This is a genomic window from Meiothermus cerbereus, assembly GCF_051297115.1.
Taxonomy (GTDB): domain Bacteria; phylum Deinococcota; class Deinococci; order Deinococcales; family Thermaceae; genus Meiothermus; species Meiothermus cerbereus_A.
Genome location: NZ_JBEVAL010000019.1, coordinates 28,621 through 45,183, shown reverse-complemented (window position 1 = coordinate 45,183; position 16,563 = coordinate 28,621). Strand labels below are relative to the sequence as shown.

Genomic DNA, 16,563 nt, shown 5'->3' with positions numbered 1-16,563 from the left:
GCCATCCGTGAAGGCGGTCGCACCGTGGGCGCTGGTGTGGTGGCTAAGATCATCGAGTAAAGTGCTACACTAATAGCTTGCTGGCCCGGTCAGGCACTTAAAGGTCTGGCTGGGCCGGAGGCTGAAAGAGGATCAACATGGCAAGCGACGTACGAATCAAGCTACTCCTGGAGTGCACCGAGTGTAAGCGGCGCAACTACGCGACGGAGAAAAACCGCCGCAATACCACTGCCAAGCTCGAGCTCAAGAAGTTCTGCCCCTGGTGCAATAAGCACCTGCCCCACAAGGAAGTAAAGGTTTAAGGCGGACATATGGCCCAAGAGCAGAATGCCGCCCCCCGGCGCCCGCTTGGTGCGCGGATTATTAACTACTTCCGCGAAGCCCGGGCCGAGCTGTCCCGTGTCACCTGGCCTACCCGTCAAGAGGTCATCGAGTCCACCCAGGTTATCCTGGTATTCGCCACCGTAGCGATGATCGTACTGGGCCTGATTGACACCATCTTCCGCTTCATCACGGTGCGCCTACCCTGAATGTATTGGTGCAAGCTATGAGCATTGAATGGTATGCCGTCCACACCTATGTTGGCCACGAGGAGAAGGTCAAACAGAACCTCGAGCAACGGGTAAAAGCCCTCGGGATGCAGGACAAGATTTTCCAGGTCTTGATTCCAACCGAGGAGGTTGTGGAGCACCGCGAGGGGGGCAAAAAAGAAGTGGTGCGCCGTAAACTCTACCCCGGCTATATCTATGTGCTGGTGGATCTAGGCGATACCCCCGGCGAGGTTAACGAAGCCTGGGAAGTGGTGCGCAACACCCCTGGCGTGACGGGCTTTGTGGGCACCGCAACCCATCCAGTACCCCTCACACCAGACGAGGTGCAGCACCTGCTGGAAATCTCCGGACTGGCCGGGAAGAAGGAAGCCCCCAAGCCTCAGGTTACCTTCAAGGAAGGCGACGTGGTGCGGGTTGCCTCAGGCCCCTTCGCCGACTTTACCGGCGTGGTGAGCGAGGTCAACCTCGAGCGCCAGAAAGTCAAGGTACTGGTGTCCATTTTCGGACGCGAAACCCCAGTCGAGCTGGAGTTTTCGCAGGTCGTTCGCGCATAGCGCAAAGGCTTATTGACAGCGGCTGATTGCTGATAGCAAAACCTAAAGCCCCTGGCTAGTTGCTGTCAGCTGTAAGCAAGGCGATACCACCACGAAGTTCGTGGGAGCCAACCCCCGCAATTTGCGGGTTAATGCAAAGGAGGAAAAATAATGAAAAAGATCAACGCTGTGGTCAAGCTGCAGCTTCCGGCCGGTAAGGCCACGCCTGCACCCCCAGTAGGCCCGGCACTGGGTCAACACGGTGCCAACATCATGGAGTTCGTCAAGCAGTTTAACGCGGCCACGGCCAACATGGGCGACGCCATTGTACCCGTGGAGATCACCATCTTCTCCGACCGCTCTTTTACCTTCATCACCAAGACTCCCCCCGCCTCTTACCTGATTCGCAAAGCTGCCGGTATCGAGAAAGGCTCGGGCAAGAGTGGGCGTGAGAAAGTGGGCAAGCTCACCTGGGAGCAGTGCCTGCAGATTGCCAAGCAAAAGATGCCAGATATGAACGCCGGAGATGTAGAGGCGGCAGCCCGCCAGATTGCAGGTTCGGCCCGCTCCATGGGCGTGGAAGTAACGGGGGTGCCCAATGCCTAAGCATGGAAAGCGCTATCGGGCTTTGCTGGAAAAAGTAGACCTGAATAAGGTTTACTCGGTCGAAGAGGCCGCCGCCCTGATTCCTCAGATTAAAAGCGCCAAGTTTGACGAGACCGTAGAGGTGCATGTCAAGCTGGGCATCGACCCCAAAAAGTCGGATCAAAACGTGCGCTCTACGGTAGCCCTGCCACATGGAACGGGCCGCAGCGTGCGCGTGCTGGCGATTGCTAAAGGCGAAAAAATCGCCGAGGCCCAGGCCGCTGGCGCCGACATCGCCGCCGGAGAGGAAATTATCCAGGAAATCCTGGATGGCCGCTCCGACTTCGATGCGGTTGTCGCCACCCCTGACGTAATGGGTGCAGTGGGCTCGAAGCTCGGTCGTATCCTGGGTCCCAAGGGCATGTTGCCCAACCCCAAAGCCGGTACAGTTGGCTTTAACATCGGTGATATGGTGCGCGAAATCAAAGCGGGTCGTATCGAGTTCCGCAACGACAAAACCGGTGTGGTGCATGGCCCTGTGGGCAAGGCCAGCTTTGCTCCCGAGAAAATCGCCGAGAATGTACGGGCTTTTATCAAAGCCGTTGAGAGCGCCAAGCCCGACAGCGCCAAGGGCACCTACCTGCGCTCGATCTACCTCACCACAACCATGGGGCCCAGCATCAAGGTTAGCACCAGCACCGCCCAGCAGTCGTAAGTTAGAGTGCTCTTCACCAATATTGAGCTGCCCACAACTTGGTTGCTTTGTTCTGCACAGCACAGTTGCCTCCCCTCCGGGAGGCAACGTCTGTAAAGACGTGCGATAGAGCGCTCTAGAGAATGGTACAGCCCCGCCTATAAAGAGGGCTGTCTCGGGCTTATTTTTGCAGCTGCAAAAAGGCGAAGGCCGCGATAATCTCGCGCAAAAAGCTCCCCGCAACGGGGGCTTTTTTGTGTGGCTTTCCAACATGCTACCCGCAACCACACTTGAAACCAGCAAGGACTGTCCTGTGCAGGAGGCAGCAATAATGTTGGTAAGAGGTTCAAGGAGTATGAAGAACGCTCTAGTGCAATGGAACTACTATCTTTGTAACGGTATGCGTTTGCTCGAGCAACCCCACCAGCTATACCAGCTTCACAAAGATAGCCTTCACACCCATCAGGGGAAACCCAGTGGCCTCCCGTTGTTCAACAGCCCCTTTAGCGATCTTTCCCGAAGGAGATTGTCCCTGCGGTCGGGAACTGTAGCCTCCCGATGGGAGACTTTTTACCCAAACTTGGTATTGGCCCTATGACCCCAACGTTAGCCCTCACCCTGAGCCTGGTTGTGGCGGTAATCGTATTTGGCTTGAAGTGGCTGGCCTACGCCCTCACCGGTTCGGTAGCCCTGTACTCCGATGCGCTGGAGTCTATTGTAAACATTGTGGCGGCTGGGGCAGCTTTAATTGCGGTGTCGGTCTCGCGGCGCCCAGCTGACAGCAGACATCCGTACGGGCACACCAAGGCCGAATACTTTTCGGCGGTGCTGGAAGGGGTGCTGATTGTGCTGGCCGCCCTGGCCATAGTGCGCGAAGCCTGGCCCAGACTGCTCATGCCAGAACCTATTGCAGGATTGAGCACGGGGCTATTGATTTCGCTGGGGGCTTCGGCAATAAACACCGCACTGGGTTGGTTTCTGATTCGCAGCGGGCGCAAAAGGCGTTCACCTGCGGTTATAGCGGATGGGCAGCACATTCTGACCGACGTGCTAACTTCGGTTGGGGTACTGCTGGGTATCGGGCTGGCCTGGCTAAGCGGTTGGTGGGTGCTCGACCCCTTGCTGGCTATTGCGGTAGCGTTCAATATCTTGTGGGTTGGCTGGCGGCTGGTGCGCGACTCTGTGGGGGGTCTGATGGACGAATCGGTTTCGGAGGCCGAGCTGGCTGACATTCGCAACACACTCAACCATACCCTCGAGGGTCTGGCATCCGAAGGCCGGGTACTGGAAATCCACGACCTGCGTACCCGACGGGCTGGGCCGCGCACCTTTGTGGAGTTTCACCTGGTGGTACCCGGGCATACCTCGGTGGAGCAGGCCCATCAGATCTGTGACCGGCTCGAGAACGCCTTACAGGCCAGCATGGATGGCGTCGCTGCCACCATCCATGTGGAACCCGACCACAAGGCCAAGCATTCAACCTTCAGGATTGGGTAGCGCCCTGGTCGTGTGGCGTAAGAAACCCCTACCCGGACTTCGCTTCTCTCGAGCACCGTGATGCCAAGTTGCGCCAGGGCAGATTGGCAAAACCAGCGGAATGAGTCAATGCATACCTGGCGCAATTCCTAAAGCGAACTTTCGGTACGGCATCTTGCATTTCGCTTATGGAGACACTCCAGAGCTGCGGTAGGTGTGCCTGATTTAGCGGTTGAAGGCAAAACAGGCCTGGGCATTTTGGTCGGTTATCTGCTCCATCTGCTCCAGGCTCAGCCCGCGGATTTCGGCCAGTTTAGCCAGGGTAAACCTAACCAGGGCCGGGTGGTTGCGCTGGCCCCGGTAAGGCTCGGGGGGCAAAAAAGGCGCATCGGTTTCGAGCAGTAATCGTTCAAGGGGAATCTGCCGGGCTGCTTCTCGCAAGGCTGCATTTTTTTTGTAGGTTAGGGGCCCAGCGAAGCCAAAATAGGCCCCAAGCTCCAACCCCACATCTAATAGCCTGGGGTGCCCCCCAAAAGCATGAAGGACAACCCTCGAGGGACGGTTTTGCAGCAGCCACTCCGCAATCTCTTGTTCTGCCCGATCGCTTTCCTTGCTGCGCACGTGAAAAATAAGCGGCAAACCCAGCGATGCCGCTAGCTGGTGCTGAAAGTCCAGCGCCCGGTACTGGGCCTGGCGGGTCTCGGGTGTCCAGTAAAAGTCCAGCCCGGTTTCGCCAACGGCGCGTACCCTCGGGTGCTGGGCCAGATACTTCAGGTCGGCCTCCAGCTCCGGTGAAAGCAGCGGGGCTTCGGTAGGGTGTAGACCTACGGCTGCCCAGATATGGGGGTGCGCTTCCGCTAAGGCCAGTGCATTGCGGTTGCGCACTGGGTTTGTGCCGATGGTTAGGATGGCTTTAAACTCCCTCGAGGCCTGAATAGCAGCCTGGGTCTCTTCGGGTTCCATAAAGTCGAGGTGGCAATGGGTATCGGTCATGCTAAATCCCGCTGAGCTTTAGTTTACGCCCCAGACTACAGCCCAAATAGCCATCGCGTGCATACACTAGCCCTATGCGCTACTGGCTCATGGTACTTTTGCTGGCTCTTACTGGTTGTTTACCCTCACTGCAAGCCGTAGACCCCGACCGCTTGCCCACCCCCGACAACTGGGGACCCAACAATGCCCCTTTGGAGTGGTGGTATGTGTCTGGTTACCTGCCTGAGGAAGGGCTGGCCTTTCACTGGGCGCTGTTCAAAGCCTATGCGCCACAAAACTGGCAGATTGGCTTTATTAACCCGGCCATCTTTTTTCCTGGCCCATACCACGCCTCACACATCGCCGTTACCGACCTTCGTGCCAACCAAAAGTTCTTCGAAGAGCGTTTCGACTTCCGCACTGACCGCCCCCGCGGCGATGCCTTGGTGTTGTTTCCACCTTTGCGTATCGAGCAAGGCGACTGGAAGCTAATCCAGGATGGCAGCAGCTATCAGCTTTCCGCAGGCCCCATCCAGGTGCGCCTGACCCCACTCAAGCCCGCTGTGGTGCACCCGCCAGGGTACTCGGGCACCACCGAAACCGGACGAATGTACTACGTGTCTTTTACCCGCCTGGCCCTGGAAGGCGTCATCGCTGGGCGACCGGTGCGGGGCGAGGCCTGGATGGACCACCAGTGGGGTGACCAGATCGGAAGCCAGGGCGGTAGCTCCACAGCCTTGGGGGCCCTCTGGGACTGGTTTGGGCTGCACCTTTCCAACGGGGTAGACCTGATGCTTTATCGCGTTAAAAATGCCAGAGGCGAGGTTGTACAGCTCGCAGCCACAGCAATTGACCCCCAGGGTCAGGTTCGAGAACTCAAAAACCCGCAGATGACACCGCTTGAAAGCTGGACATCCCCCAGTGGGCGCAACTACAACCTGGTCTGGCAGGTCGAAGCCGAGGGGTTAAGTCTTCGCCTCGAGCCCTTGCGCAAAGACCAGGAGCTTCTGACCTCCTCCACCCGCGTGGCCTACTGGGAAGGCCCGGTGGTGGGCAGTGGAACCTGGCAAGGGCAGGGCGTTTCGGCCAAAGGCATGGGTGAGTTTGTGGCCGGCCCCTACAACCCTCCGGGCAGCACTGGCCCCTTCCCTGCACAGGGGCGATAGGAAGAAAAAACCCCAGCCGCAGGGCTGGGGTTTTCATAGGGACAAGGTTACTTGAGTTCAACCTTGGCGCCCGCATCCTCGAGCTGCTTCTTGATCTTCTCGGCTTCCTCTTTGGAAACGCCTTCCTTGACCACACCGCCCTGCTCGGCCAGGTCTTTGGCTTCTTTGAGGCCCAGACCCGTAATGGCGCGGAGTTCCTTAATGACGTTGAGCTTCTGGGCGCCAGCGTCTTTGAGCACCACGTCAAACTCGGTCTTCTCTTCGACAGCAGGTGCAGCAGCAGCGGCAGCACCGGGCATGGCCACGGCCACCGGAGCAGCAGCAGTTACGCCCCACTCTTCTTTGAGTTCGTCGATGAGTTGCTTGAGTTCCAGCACGGTTGCGCCAGAAAGTTGAGCCTTGATAGAAGCGATATCCAGAGCCATTCTTTTCCTCCTACTTGGCCTAAGCGGCCTCTAGTTTCTGAACCTGGGCATCCAAGATGCCGACGAATTCCTGAGCCTTTGCTCCCAGCACACCCACGAAGTTGGACATGGTAGCCGACAGCACTCCGACGAGTTCGGCCTGCAGTTCCTTCTGGCTGGGAAGGTCGGCCAGGACCTCCACCTGTTGGCCGGTAAGGGCCTGTCCCGAGAGCACGCCCGCTTTAAGAGCAGGAATGCCTTTATCGTTCGTCTTGGCGAACTCCTTAAGGGCTTTGGCAACAGCGGCGGGGTCAGAGAAGACCACCACCGCCGAAGGGCCGCTGAGGCCCTCGATTTCCGGCAGCCCCAGGTCGCTCATGGCTTTGCGGATGAGGGTATTTTTGGCAACGATAATCTCGCCGCCCTTTTCCCGCACCACTTTGCGCAGCTTCCCGGTGGGACCCGCCGCCAACCCTTGGTAGTTCACCACGAAGAACGAGCCTGCCGCTCCTTTCAGGGTAGCGGTAAGCGCCTCGAGGTTTTCGATGTTGCGCTTGCTAGGCAAAGTTCCTCCTGGTTGGGGCTTGTAACGCGGCGTCTGGCGACAGCCAACCCGCATTAACCCCAGCTTGACTTGGGATTAGGGAATTCCCAACGCTTTACCACGAAAACGCTTCCCTACGAGCGCCTCGGCGACATGATTAAGGCCATATGGCCCGTCGCTGTCTTTGGCTGCCTTCACGGTCAATTGCGCGACCGGGGAAGGACACCAAGCAGGAAGTATACAAAAGAACCTGGCCTATTACAAGGTGGTTTTTGGCGGCGCCAGGCATTGAAGCTTTGCCAGGCTGATAGAATGGGGCCCAATGAACGACATCTGGGATATGTTGCATGAGCCCTTTCCACCAGAAGAATTGCAGTGGCGGGTGGAAGCCCTGTCTAAAGACAAGCGAAGGGCCCTGGTAGCTCCTTATGTAAGCCACAAAGCCGTGCTGGATCGGCTTGACGAGGTGGTGGGGGTACAGGGCTGGCAAGACAGCTACGAGGTGCTTCAGACCCCAGCCCAACCAGCCGGCCTTTATGCCGTAAAGTGCAGGCTGACCATAATGGACATTTGCAAAGAAGATGTGGGCGAGGGGGATAGCCTCAAAGCTGCTTTTGCCGAAGCGCTTGTGCGAGCAGCGGTTAAGTTTGGCGTGGGCCGCTTCCTGATTCAGCTCGAGCAACAGTGGGTCGAGCACGACCCTGTTAGTGGAAAGTTCACCCCACCCGTCCTCGGTATGGCTGAGGGCTACATTGAGCCCGCCACCGAAACAAAGCCCTTACAGCGAAGCGCGAGCTCCCCTATTCCCAGCGAGGTTAAGCCTGAGCCACAGGAGCTTATAGACCGTTTGATCGAGCGCCTTAAGCATGCGGGTTTGGGTAAGCAAGCTGCGCTGATCGTGATGAAATATGGGGGGTATGGCAAACATCCCGAGGAAACCCGTAAACTCTACGGCGAGCTTCGGGCTTTGCTGAAAGGTCAGGCCTCTTGAGCGAAGGATACCTGTGATCAAGGTTATTGCGATTGGAGACTTGCACGCCGACTTTCCTAAGATGTGGCGGGCTTTGAGGAATTCCTATGCCGTGGGGGAGGATTGGCTGCCCACCGACCCCTTGAAGCGAGGCACCTACCGCGTGGTTTTGATGGGCGACCTGGTTCATCCGAAGCTCCTGGCCGACTACCGTCGCCTGACTGGCCTCGAGGATTACGACCCCAACAACCCAGACCACCTGCGCACGGCTGCCAGGGCGCAGATTCGCGAATTGGTGCGTATCAAGCGTTTTCAGGAAGCAGCTCCCGACCACATCACCATCCTGATGGGCAACCACGACTATGCTGCTATTTCGGGCGATTTGGTGCTGGGCAACGCCCACCTCGAGCACAAAGAGTTCCACCCCGAGCTTGGCGGGGTAGAGCTGCCCGAAGAGATAAAAAACTGGATACAAACTTTTCCTGCTCAAATCAATCTCTATGGGGTCAATTTTGCCCACGTGGGGCCGGTGCCCTGGCTACAAACCTACGATGAAATGTTTTACAACGGGCGTGAAGCCAAGGAGTGGTGGCTCAGCAATGCCGACTATGTCGAGCGAATGGGTTACCGCTTTGGCGTATACGGGCACACCGTGATGAAAAACGGCATTCTGATCAAGGATAAGCTGGCCCTGATCGATGCGCTCGACCATAATCAGTACCTAGAACTTATTCTCGATGAGAACAGGCTGGACTGGGAAATAGTAGAGATTCCTCCAGTAGGAGCAAGCATCTTTTAGCCAGCCAGCAAATGGCAGAATTACCCGCATGAACAGACAAACATTGCATCTCCCTACCATCCACCGCACCTGTCCTGCTTTACCCAAACCGTGAACCTCACATCGCCCAAGGTTGTTCGGGAATTGCTGGGTCGCTATGGCCTGAGCGCAGATAAACGCTTTGGACAGAACTTCCTGGTCGAGCGGGGCTATTTGCAGAAAATTGTCGGAGCGGTTGGGCTACAGCCTGGCGACACCGTTTATGAGGTGGGGCCTGGACTGGGAACCCTAACCAGGGCTTTAGCAGAGGCTGGCGCAAAGGTAATCAGCATCGAGATGGATCGTCGGCTCGAGGCCGTCTACGCCGAAACCCTGGCCGGTTTGCCAGTACAGATCATCTGGGGCGATGCGCTTGTTTTCGACTGGGCCAGCCTGCCACCACAGAGCTTGTTTGCCGCCAACTTGCCCTACAACATTGCCACGCCTCTTATAACCAGGCTCTTGCTTTCGGGTCGGTTTCGGCGGATTGTTGCGCTCGTGCAAAAAGAGGTGGCACTGCGCATGACCGCCCGGCCCGCCACGCCCGAGTACGGTTTGCTTTCGCTAAGGGTGCAGTACCACGCCCTGGCCCAGCGGATTGTGGATGTGCCCCCGGGCGCTTTCTTTCCCCCGCCCAAGGTAACGAGCTCTGTGGTCTGTTTGGAGCCCAATGGCAGGCCCGACCACCCAGCCCTCTTCCACTTAGCCGAAGCTGCTTTTGCCCAACGGCGCAAAACCCTGGTGAATGCCCTAAAAGCCGCTGGCTATGCGCCAGAAAGGGTGACAAACGCCCTGGAAATGCTTGGCCTTCCCTTGACTGTGCGTGGCGAGGCCCTCAGTTTGCAGCAGTTTGAACGGCTGGTAGATCGCATTGGGTAGCCTCGGCTTGTTAGAGATTTCTCATGGGTCTGGGGTAGCCTAGTACACATCAGTTCAGGATGCCGGTAGACTGTGGTAAATCCTGTAAGTAGGGAGATAAGGCTGGGAGGCCGGAATGCGATTTTTTGTCGTAGGAGATGTATCGGTTGACCTCATCTACTTTCTCGAGCGAATCCCTGAGCCGGGCGAGGAAATTCCCGCTCAACGCGCCGTGATGAAGCCTGGAGGCGCAGGAGGCACCCTGGCGGCCCATCTGGCCAGCTTGGGCAACAAGGTGTACCTGGCCAGCCGGGTAGGGGATGACCCCTTCCGCAGCGTAGCCCTATCGCAGCTCGAAAAAGTAAAGGTTGACCTCAAATATCTGCAAGTAGACCCGGAGCAAACCACCTCTTCGATTCTGATTCTGCTGGTTCCGGGTGGTGAACGCTCCATGATTTCTGCTGGGGGCGCCAGCCGCTTCCTGGATGCAGCCGAGTTTAAGCCCAAAATGCTAGACCAGGTGGACGCAGTTGTTTTCTCAGCCTATGCCTTCGTGGGAGGCCCCCAACGACAATACGCCATCAATGCCCTGGATGCGGCCCGCAAGCGCGAGTTGCCCATCTTTGTCGACCTGGGCACTGGCGCGGTACGGGCTGCTGGAAAAGAACTACTGGACATCCTGCGCGGGGTTCCCTATCTGCTGATGAACCAGGTAGAGTTGCAGGCGCTGACGGGTACTTCCTCTATAAGTGATGGGGTTGCTGAGTTAAAGGGTTGGGGCCACGAAACGGTGGCGGTAAAGGTTGGGGCGATGGGCTCCATCGTGATTACGCCAACCCGCCAGGAACTGATAGAACCCTATCCCCTGGAGGAAGTGGTAGATACCACCGGCTCCGGCGATGCATTCACAGCCACCTTCGCCCATGCCATCCTGCAAGGCAAGGATCCCTTCATCGCCGCCCGTCTGGGGAATCTGGCTGGCTCGCTGGCCGCCACGGCAATTGGCGGACAAGGGCGGCTGATTACCGAGGAAGACCTTATGCAAGCTAGGTAGGCCTTATACCGAGTTTGGATGAACAGCCACTCGAGCGAAGGGACGATCCCCCTCTTCAGGACAGACCGGTGGCGCGGCTGTTCACCTGGAAGTGCATCAGGCTTGACAGGGATGTACCTCATTGAAGAGTTTGAAGCGGGTATTACGGCCCGCAAGTGAAATACTGCCGGATGGCCTCGAGCAACAAAAGCCCCACCGCGCCACTTTTTTCCGGGTGGAACTGTGGGGCCACCATGTTGTCCCACGCGTAAAGCGCAGTAAAGCGGGTTCCACCGTACTCGGTGATGCCAATGCTCCCCTCAACCAAGGGGGCAAAGTAGGAGTGCACAAAATAGAAGTAGCGGCCCGACAGGTGCTCGAAGTGGTCGCTGTACTCCACCGTGTTCCAGCCCACCTGCGGCACCCGCGCGGCCTGGAAGCGGGCCAGCCGACCCCGCACCAGCCCCAGCCCGGCGGTTTCGGGCGCTTCCTCGGAGCCTTCGAATAGGATTTGCATCCCCACGCAAATTCCCAAAAAGGGCTTGCCCATAGCAATGTGCTGCCGCACCCCCTCCTCGAAGCCCGAGGCCTGGAAGGAGCGCATGACCTGGCCAAAGTGGCCCTGTCCGGGCAAAACCAGCAGGTCGTAACGCCCTACCTGGCGGGGGTCGTCCGAGAGCGTAACCTGGTAGCCCGTGGCTTGCAGGGCCTTGGCGGCGCTGTGCAGGTTGCCCGAGCCGTAGTCGATCAGGAGGGTTTTCATGGCGTTACAGAACTTCCTTGGTGCTGGGCAGGTCGGGCCGGCTGAGGCGGGTGGCCTGGTAGAGGGCCCGGGCCAGGGCCTTGAAGGTGGCCTCGAGCACATGGTGGGCTTCGCGCCCCGCCAAGACCCGCACGTGCAGGGTCAGGCCGGCATGGTTGCAAAGCCCCCGCAAAAACTCGCGCAGGTGGTAGGCATTCAGGCCCCCGGCACTCCCTTCAATGTTCAGCGTTTCGGGCACAAAAGCCAGGTGGCTGCGCCCGGACAGATCCAGCACCACCTGCACCAGGGTTTCGTCCATGGGCACGGTGGCCTCGCCGTAGCGCTCGAGGCCCCTGCCCTCCCCCACCGCCTGCCGCAGGGCCATACCCAGCACGATGCCCACGTCTTCCACCAGGTGGTGCACATCCACAGCCAGGTCGCCCTTCGCTTCGATGCTCAAGCCAAACCGCCCGTGCCGCTCTAGGGCCAATAGCATGTGATCGAGAAACCCCAGGCCGGTCGAGATCTGGCCGCCCGGCGCCGCATCGAGGCTCAGGCTCAGTTTGATCTGGGTCTCGGCGGTGTTGCGCTCGATGAAGGCGCTACGCATGGGGCACCTCGGCCAGGGCGAAGGCAGCCTGCAAAAAGCACTGGTTTTCCTGGGGCGTGCCCAGCGAGACCCGGATACACCCCTCCAGGCCAGGGTAATGGTCCTGCCGCCGCACCAGGATGCCCTGGCGCAGAAGCCCGCTGTAGGCGGCGGCGGCATCCGGGGTGCGGATCAGAAGAAAGTTGGTCTGGCTTGGGTACACCTGCCAGGTAGGGTGCTTTTGCAGGGCCTGAAAGAGCTTTTCCCGTTCTGCCACCAGGCTTTGCACAATGTCCTGGACATAGCCGGGCGACTCCAGCAGCGTGAGCAAAATCTGGGCGGTGTGGGCCGGCAGGCCAAAGGGTGGTACAAAGTTCTGCACCACACCCGCCACTTCTGGCGAAGCCAGCAAGTAGCCCGCCCGGATACCCCCCAGACCCCAGGCTTTGGAGAAGGTACGCAGGATAGCCACCTGAGGGTTGGCTCGAGCCAGCGGCGAATGGTCGGTTCCGGAAAACTGATGGTAGGCTTCGTCTAAGACCAGCAACCAGCCCGTTTGCGCAGCTTTTTCGGCCAAAAGGTAAATATCCGCATCAGCAAAAAGCCGGGCCGTGGGCGCGTGGGGGTTGGGCAGAAACAGCACCCCTGGCTCGGCCTCCATGGCCTCGAGCAAAGCCCCGGTCGGTAGGTCAAAGCCAGGGCCCAGGGAAATGGCCCGATAAGGCGTGTCCGCCAGTTTTGCACTGAGCGCGTAGTGAGGAAAAGAAGGCGCAGTATCCAGCACCCGCCCAGCCGCCAGGGCCAGGGCTTGAATGAGCAGGTTGGAGCCCGGAGAAACCACCAGCCCTTCCATGGGCCAGCCCAGATGCGCCGATAGCCTTTCCCGCACATCATCGGCGTGTAGGTGAGGGTAGCGGTTGAAATCCAACGCTTGCAGGCGCTGTAAAACCCGCTCTTTTAGCTCGGCGGGGAGGTCGTAGGGGCTTTCGTTCTGATCAAGCTTGATGGGCGCTTCTACCTTTTTGTAAGGGTAGCTGGGCAGTCCATGTAGGTGGGGCTTAAAGGCCTTCACTCCCCGATTGTCGGCAGTAGCAGGCCGTGCGTCAAGGGTAGCGGCGCAAAGGCTAAAACTGTAGATGCAAAAAAACCCAGGCGAGTCCCCCAACCGTGAACCCCGCACCAATGCAGGCACGGCAGGTTCTTTAGGCTAAGGCCATGCGAATCGGAATGGTGTGTTATCCGGGCCTGGGGGGCAGCGGAATTGTGGCCTCGGAGCTGGCCGATCGGCTGGCCCAGAGGGGTCATACGGTTTATCTGTTTGCCACCGAGCTTCCCATGCGCTTGCCCGCTGGGAGTCCGGTGCGGTTTGTACCGGTGGAGGTGCCTAATTATCCGGTGTTTCCGGCCCCTCTTTACACCCTGGCATTGGCGGGGGCGCTCGAGCGGGCCATTCGTGAAGAACACCTGGAAATACTCCACACCCACTACGCCATCCCCCACGCTGTAGCCGCCGAGCTGGCCGCGGAAGGCCGCATTCCCCTGGTGCACACCCTGCACGGCACCGACGTAACCCTCCTGGGCATAGACCCGGCCTATCAGACTCTGACCGCCAGAGCCCTGCAAAAAGCCGCTGCCGTAACGGCGGTCTCGCATAACCTGGCCCAGCAGGCCCAGCGCACCTTTGGGGTAAGCCCGCAGGTCATTTACAACGCCGTAGATACCGAACGCTTTCGACCCAACCCCCAGGCCAAACGCTTCTATGCAGCCCAGGACGAGTTCCTGCTGGTACACGCCTCCAACTTCCGGGCGGTCAAACGGGTGGGCGATATCGTGCATGTCTTCGCCAAAGTTCGCCAGAAGATAAAGGCCCGGCTGGTTCTGGTGGGCAGCGGGCCCGAGCGGGCCGAGGCCCTCTCGATTGCCCATAACCTGGGGGTAGACGACAGCGTAACATCGCTCGCCACTGCCAAAAACCCCGAAGAGGTCATCGGGGCGGCGGATGTGTTCTTACTGGCCTCGGAGTACGAAGGGTTCGGTCAGTCGGGCCTCGAGGCCCTGGCCTGTGGGGTTCCGGTAGTGGCGACCCGGGTTGGCGGTATTCCGGAATGGCTCACCCCGGAAGTGGGCCGCCTGGTGGAGTTTGGCGACCTCGAGGCCTTCGCACAAGCGGTAGTAGAACTGCTTACATCCCCCAACCTGGCCCAGATGCGCGAGGCAGCCCGAAGCTATGCCCAGGCCCATTTCAACCCCGAACACATCACCCATCAGTATGAGCAGGTTTATCGGCTGGCTAAAACCCTCGAGCCAGAATCCTCGGTTTGATGACCTCCAGGTTTTCCCAGATTTGGCCTTACAAAAGGCTTTCACATCCCTGGTGTAGGCTCATCACCAAACGGTGTGCTGGCCTGGCACCAAACAAGGAGGTTGGTATGCTGGAAGGGTTCAAAAAGTTCATCATGCGTGGAAATGTACTCGACCTGGCGGTTGGTGTGATTATTGGGGGTGCCTTTGGGGCCATTGTCAACTCACTGGTTGCGGATATCATTACCCCCTTAATTGGCATGATTTTTGGTGCACCCGACTTCTCGGCCCTCAAGCTGGGGGCGTTGAACATCGGCAAGTTTATGAATGCCGTGGTGAGCTTTCTGATGGTGGCCTTTGCTCTTTATTTCTTTGTGGTCACCCCCATGAACAAGCTACAGGAGATGTCCAGAAGAAAAGAGCCCGAGGCTGCTCCTGCGGCCCCACCCGAGGAAGTTGTCCTGCTGCGCGAAATCCGCGATGCCCTGAAGAAATAAGACTGTTGCCAGCACGCACAATACCGAGTTTGGTAACTGTTCACCCCGACCGAAGGGAGTGTACTGGGCTTCACCTGGGCACAGCAGTTCTGTCAAACACCCGTCTGGCTGGCGGGTGTTTTTTGGGGTGATTATTAGCACACGCCGTTGGGCCTGCCAAAGCTCTTGGGCGCCATGCTCCATCCTGGTGTAATGGGGAAGCACCCAGAACCCATGTGTGCACTGTTGCACCAGGCAAAGCCTTTCTCAAAGTTTGGAGCGCTCTTCACAGAGGGCTGTCTCAGGCCTATTTTTGCCGCTGCTCCCAGGGGTAAAAAAAGCAAAGGCCGCGATAACGTAATATATTCCTGCCCGGTATAGAGCCGGGTGGCCTAAGGTAGGCTAGACTCTTGTTTGGGAGTTGGGTTGTTGAGAGGTTTAATGGCAAGCCACATTCAATTGCATGGCCTCGAGGGTGGTAGGTCGTGAGCGATACCTTATTGCGTCGGGGTTTGTTGGCAGGACTACTGCTGCTGGGTATACTTCTGGCAACCATCACCCGCCAATCGGCCCCCACCCTGCCGGGGGAGTTTGCCGCGAGCATTGCACCTTTGTTTGGTTTTTCCTTTCGCTTAGGCCAAAATACCAGGGCTAGCCTGGCTGCTATTTTTGACCGGCGTGATCTGCGGGCTGAACAGCGGCGCATGCAGGCAGAGTTGCAGCTATTGCGACAAGAAAACCAGCGCTTAACCCTGGAAAACCGTCGTCTGCAGGCCACCTTGCGGGTACAGGCGGTTCAGGGTCTGGGGGTAGTTGCAGTGGCGCCGGTCATTGACGACGACCCCTCGGGGCTGTACCGGCGGCTTTTCTTGGGTGCTGGTGCGGCCCAGGGGCTGCGGGTGGGAATGCCTGTAACCTCTGCCAATGGGCTGGTAGGCATTATTACCGAGGTTACAGCCAACAACGCCGTCGTGCGAACCATCCTCGACCCCGAGTCGAGGGTGGGGGTTCGGCTGGCAGGCGCGCCTGGTCGAGGTATTGCCTATGGCGCTCCCCCGCGGATGTTGCGGGTTGAAATTGCACCCGAAGCCAGTGTCAAACCCGGCGATAAGGTGGTTTCGGGTGCCCTGCAGGGGCTTTACCCTGCCGGAATTACGGTGGGTACGGTCGAGCAGGTACTGCCTGTATCACCAGGAGCTTTGAAAAAGGTTTTGCTGGTACGGCCGGCTGTGCAGCTCTCGCTGCTGGAGGAAGTGCAGGTACTAAGGCCACTATGATTCCGGGTCGGCAAAAAACACACATCCCTGAAAAGCCCCCTGTGCCTTTCTGCCGCATCCGGTTTTTTATCGCGCTGAACGCTCCTACCCACCTATGCGACTGATTCTGCTTATCGTTTTAGCGTTTATTCTCCAGGGTTTTTTTTCCGGGCTGTTGGGTGACACCATCCCACCACCCGATCTAATTTATCTGGCTACCTTGCTGGCGGTCGCTGCTTTATCGCCTTTTTTAGGCTTGCCCCTGGCCTTCTCGATAGGGCTTTTGCAAGACCTGCTCTCGGCCGGATACCCCGGGCTACATGCGGTGGGGCTGCTGCTGGCCGCGTACGCCTACTACCGGCTTTCGCGCCTGGTGCACTGGGATGAGCTGGCCGGGCAAATGGTTATTCTGGGGGGAAGCTTTGTGGCCAAGTGGCTCGGGATCATGCTGGTGGCCCTCTGGCTACGGCTGGGACAGTTCAACCCTCTCACCCTTTGGTCGGTTATGGTACCGGAGATGCTGCTAACCCTATTGATTGCGCCTCTGGCGTTTTGGCTTTATCAGCAGCTTTATGCAGGTCGCAGCAAGTAGGAGC

At 58.5% G+C, this 16,563-nt stretch carries 21 protein-coding genes; 15 read left to right on the top strand and 6 right to left on the bottom strand.

Going from position 1 to position 16,563, the window contains the following annotated elements; all coding sequences use genetic code 11:
• The first annotated feature begins 137 nt into the window (after nucleotides 1-137).
• The 6 genes from rpmG to ABWU19_RS05835 all read left to right on the top strand — a co-directional run bounded on the left by rpmG (nucleotide 138) and on the right by ABWU19_RS05835 (nucleotide 3,860).
• On the top strand, nucleotides 138-302 hold the full coding sequence (rpmG, locus tag ABWU19_RS05860; protein ID WP_013013465.1) for a 50S ribosomal protein L33: 165 nt from the start codon (nucleotides 138-140) through the stop codon (nucleotides 300-302).
• Nucleotides 303-311: 9 nt separating this feature from the next.
• Nucleotides 312-530, top strand: coding sequence for a preprotein translocase subunit SecE (gene secE, locus ABWU19_RS05855; protein WP_435900816.1), 219 nt, complete (start codon nucleotides 312-314; stop codon nucleotides 528-530).
• A gap of 17 nt (nucleotides 531-547) precedes the next feature.
• Nucleotides 548-1,105 (top strand): transcription termination/antitermination protein NusG, encoded by a 558-nt coding sequence (gene nusG, locus ABWU19_RS05850; protein ID WP_027877191.1) that lies wholly within the window; start codon nucleotides 548-550, stop codon nucleotides 1,103-1,105.
• 150 nt (nucleotides 1,106-1,255) lie between these two features.
• Entirely contained in the window at nucleotides 1,256-1,690 is a 435-nt protein-coding gene (rplK, locus tag ABWU19_RS05845; RefSeq protein ID WP_314136818.1) for a 50S ribosomal protein L11, read from the top strand.
• Nucleotides 1,683-2,384: a 50S ribosomal protein L1 gene (rplA, locus tag ABWU19_RS05840; RefSeq protein WP_435900815.1), complete on the top strand. Its 702-nt coding sequence runs from the start codon at nucleotides 1,683-1,685 to the stop codon at nucleotides 2,382-2,384. Before rplK ends, rplA begins: the two co-directional genes overlap by 8 nt.
• Nucleotides 2,385-2,957: 573 nt before the next feature.
• Nucleotides 2,958-3,860: a cation diffusion facilitator family transporter gene (locus ABWU19_RS05835; protein WP_435900814.1), complete on the top strand. Its 903-nt coding sequence runs from the start codon at nucleotides 2,958-2,960 to the stop codon at nucleotides 3,858-3,860.
• A 204-nt stretch (nucleotides 3,861-4,064) separates the two neighbouring features.
• Here ABWU19_RS05835 and ABWU19_RS05830 read toward each other — a convergent pair whose 3' ends face one another.
• Nucleotides 4,065-4,832, bottom strand: coding sequence for a TatD family hydrolase (locus tag ABWU19_RS05830; protein ID WP_435900813.1), 768 nt, complete (start codon nucleotides 4,830-4,832; stop codon nucleotides 4,065-4,067).
• A gap of 74 nt (nucleotides 4,833-4,906) precedes the next feature.
• Here ABWU19_RS05830 and ABWU19_RS05825 point away from each other — a divergent pair, with 74 nt between their 5' ends.
• Complete coding sequence (locus tag ABWU19_RS05825) at nucleotides 4,907-5,977, top strand: lipocalin family protein (RefSeq protein ID WP_435900812.1); 1,071 nt, start codon at nucleotides 4,907-4,909, stop codon at nucleotides 5,975-5,977.
• A gap of 47 nt (nucleotides 5,978-6,024) precedes the next feature.
• Here ABWU19_RS05825 and rplL read toward each other — a convergent pair whose 3' ends face one another.
• The gene (rplL, locus tag ABWU19_RS05820) at nucleotides 6,025-6,402 is read right to left on the bottom strand and encodes a 50S ribosomal protein L7/L12 (RefSeq protein ID WP_435900811.1); all 378 of its coding nucleotides are present in this window, start codon (nucleotides 6,400-6,402) and stop codon (nucleotides 6,025-6,027) included.
• Between the two features lie 19 nt (nucleotides 6,403-6,421).
• Nucleotides 6,422-6,946: a 50S ribosomal protein L10 gene (gene rplJ / locus ABWU19_RS05815; RefSeq protein ID WP_435900810.1), complete on the bottom strand. Its 525-nt coding sequence runs from the start codon at nucleotides 6,944-6,946 to the stop codon at nucleotides 6,422-6,424.
• Nucleotides 6,947-7,247: 301 nt separating this feature from the next.
• On the opposite strand from rplJ, the gene ABWU19_RS05810 reads away from it, so the two are divergent.
• The 4 genes from ABWU19_RS05810 to ABWU19_RS05795 all read left to right on the top strand — a co-directional run bounded on the left by ABWU19_RS05810 (nucleotide 7,248) and on the right by ABWU19_RS05795 (nucleotide 10,624).
• Nucleotides 7,248-7,916: a Rad52/Rad22 family DNA repair protein gene (locus ABWU19_RS05810; RefSeq protein WP_435900809.1), complete on the top strand. Its 669-nt coding sequence runs from the start codon at nucleotides 7,248-7,250 to the stop codon at nucleotides 7,914-7,916.
• 16 nt (nucleotides 7,917-7,932) lie between these two features.
• Nucleotides 7,933-8,694: a metallophosphoesterase gene (locus ABWU19_RS05805; RefSeq protein WP_435900817.1), complete on the top strand. Its 762-nt coding sequence runs from the start codon at nucleotides 7,933-7,935 to the stop codon at nucleotides 8,692-8,694.
• 90 nt (nucleotides 8,695-8,784) lie between these two features.
• A complete protein-coding gene (gene rsmA, locus ABWU19_RS05800; RefSeq protein ID WP_435900808.1) occupies nucleotides 8,785-9,591 on the top strand; it encodes a 16S rRNA (adenine(1518)-N(6)/adenine(1519)-N(6))-dimethyltransferase RsmA in 807 nt (268 codons plus the stop codon).
• Between the two features lie 115 nt (nucleotides 9,592-9,706).
• Nucleotides 9,707-10,624, top strand: coding sequence for a carbohydrate kinase family protein (locus ABWU19_RS05795; protein ID WP_435900807.1), 918 nt, complete (start codon nucleotides 9,707-9,709; stop codon nucleotides 10,622-10,624).
• Nucleotides 10,625-10,766: 142 nt separating this feature from the next.
• On the opposite strand, the gene hisH is transcribed toward ABWU19_RS05795, so the two are convergent.
• The 3 genes from hisH to ABWU19_RS05780 are packed head-to-tail and all read right to left on the bottom strand — an operon-like array spanning nucleotide 10,767 to nucleotide 13,006.
• On the bottom strand, nucleotides 10,767-11,366 hold the full coding sequence (gene hisH, locus ABWU19_RS05790; protein ID WP_435900806.1) for an imidazole glycerol phosphate synthase subunit HisH: 600 nt from the start codon (nucleotides 11,364-11,366) through the stop codon (nucleotides 10,767-10,769).
• Between the two features lie 4 nt (nucleotides 11,367-11,370).
• Nucleotides 11,371-11,955, bottom strand: coding sequence for an imidazoleglycerol-phosphate dehydratase HisB (hisB, locus tag ABWU19_RS05785; protein WP_435900805.1), 585 nt, complete (start codon nucleotides 11,953-11,955; stop codon nucleotides 11,371-11,373).
• On the bottom strand, nucleotides 11,948-13,006 hold the full coding sequence (locus ABWU19_RS05780) for a pyridoxal phosphate-dependent aminotransferase (protein WP_435900804.1): 1,059 nt from the start codon (nucleotides 13,004-13,006) through the stop codon (nucleotides 11,948-11,950). Before ABWU19_RS05780 ends, hisB begins: the two co-directional genes overlap by 8 nt.
• 143 nt (nucleotides 13,007-13,149) lie before the next feature.
• On the opposite strand from ABWU19_RS05780, the gene bshA reads away from it, so the two are divergent.
• From bshA to mreD, 4 genes are all read left to right on the top strand, one after another.
• Nucleotides 13,150-14,256, top strand: coding sequence for an N-acetyl-alpha-D-glucosaminyl L-malate synthase BshA (bshA, locus tag ABWU19_RS05775; protein WP_435900803.1), 1,107 nt, complete (start codon nucleotides 13,150-13,152; stop codon nucleotides 14,254-14,256).
• Between the two features lie 107 nt (nucleotides 14,257-14,363).
• Nucleotides 14,364-14,732, top strand: coding sequence for a large conductance mechanosensitive channel protein MscL (mscL, locus tag ABWU19_RS05770; RefSeq protein ID WP_435900802.1), 369 nt, complete (start codon nucleotides 14,364-14,366; stop codon nucleotides 14,730-14,732).
• Between the two features lie 464 nt (nucleotides 14,733-15,196).
• Nucleotides 15,197-15,988, top strand: coding sequence for a rod shape-determining protein MreC (gene mreC, locus ABWU19_RS05765; RefSeq protein WP_435900801.1), 792 nt, complete (start codon nucleotides 15,197-15,199; stop codon nucleotides 15,986-15,988).
• Nucleotides 15,989-16,082: 94 nt separating this feature from the next.
• A complete protein-coding gene (mreD, locus tag ABWU19_RS05760) occupies nucleotides 16,083-16,559 on the top strand; it encodes a rod shape-determining protein MreD (RefSeq protein ID WP_435900800.1) in 477 nt (158 codons plus the stop codon).
• Nucleotides 16,560-16,563: the final 4 nt, after the last annotated feature.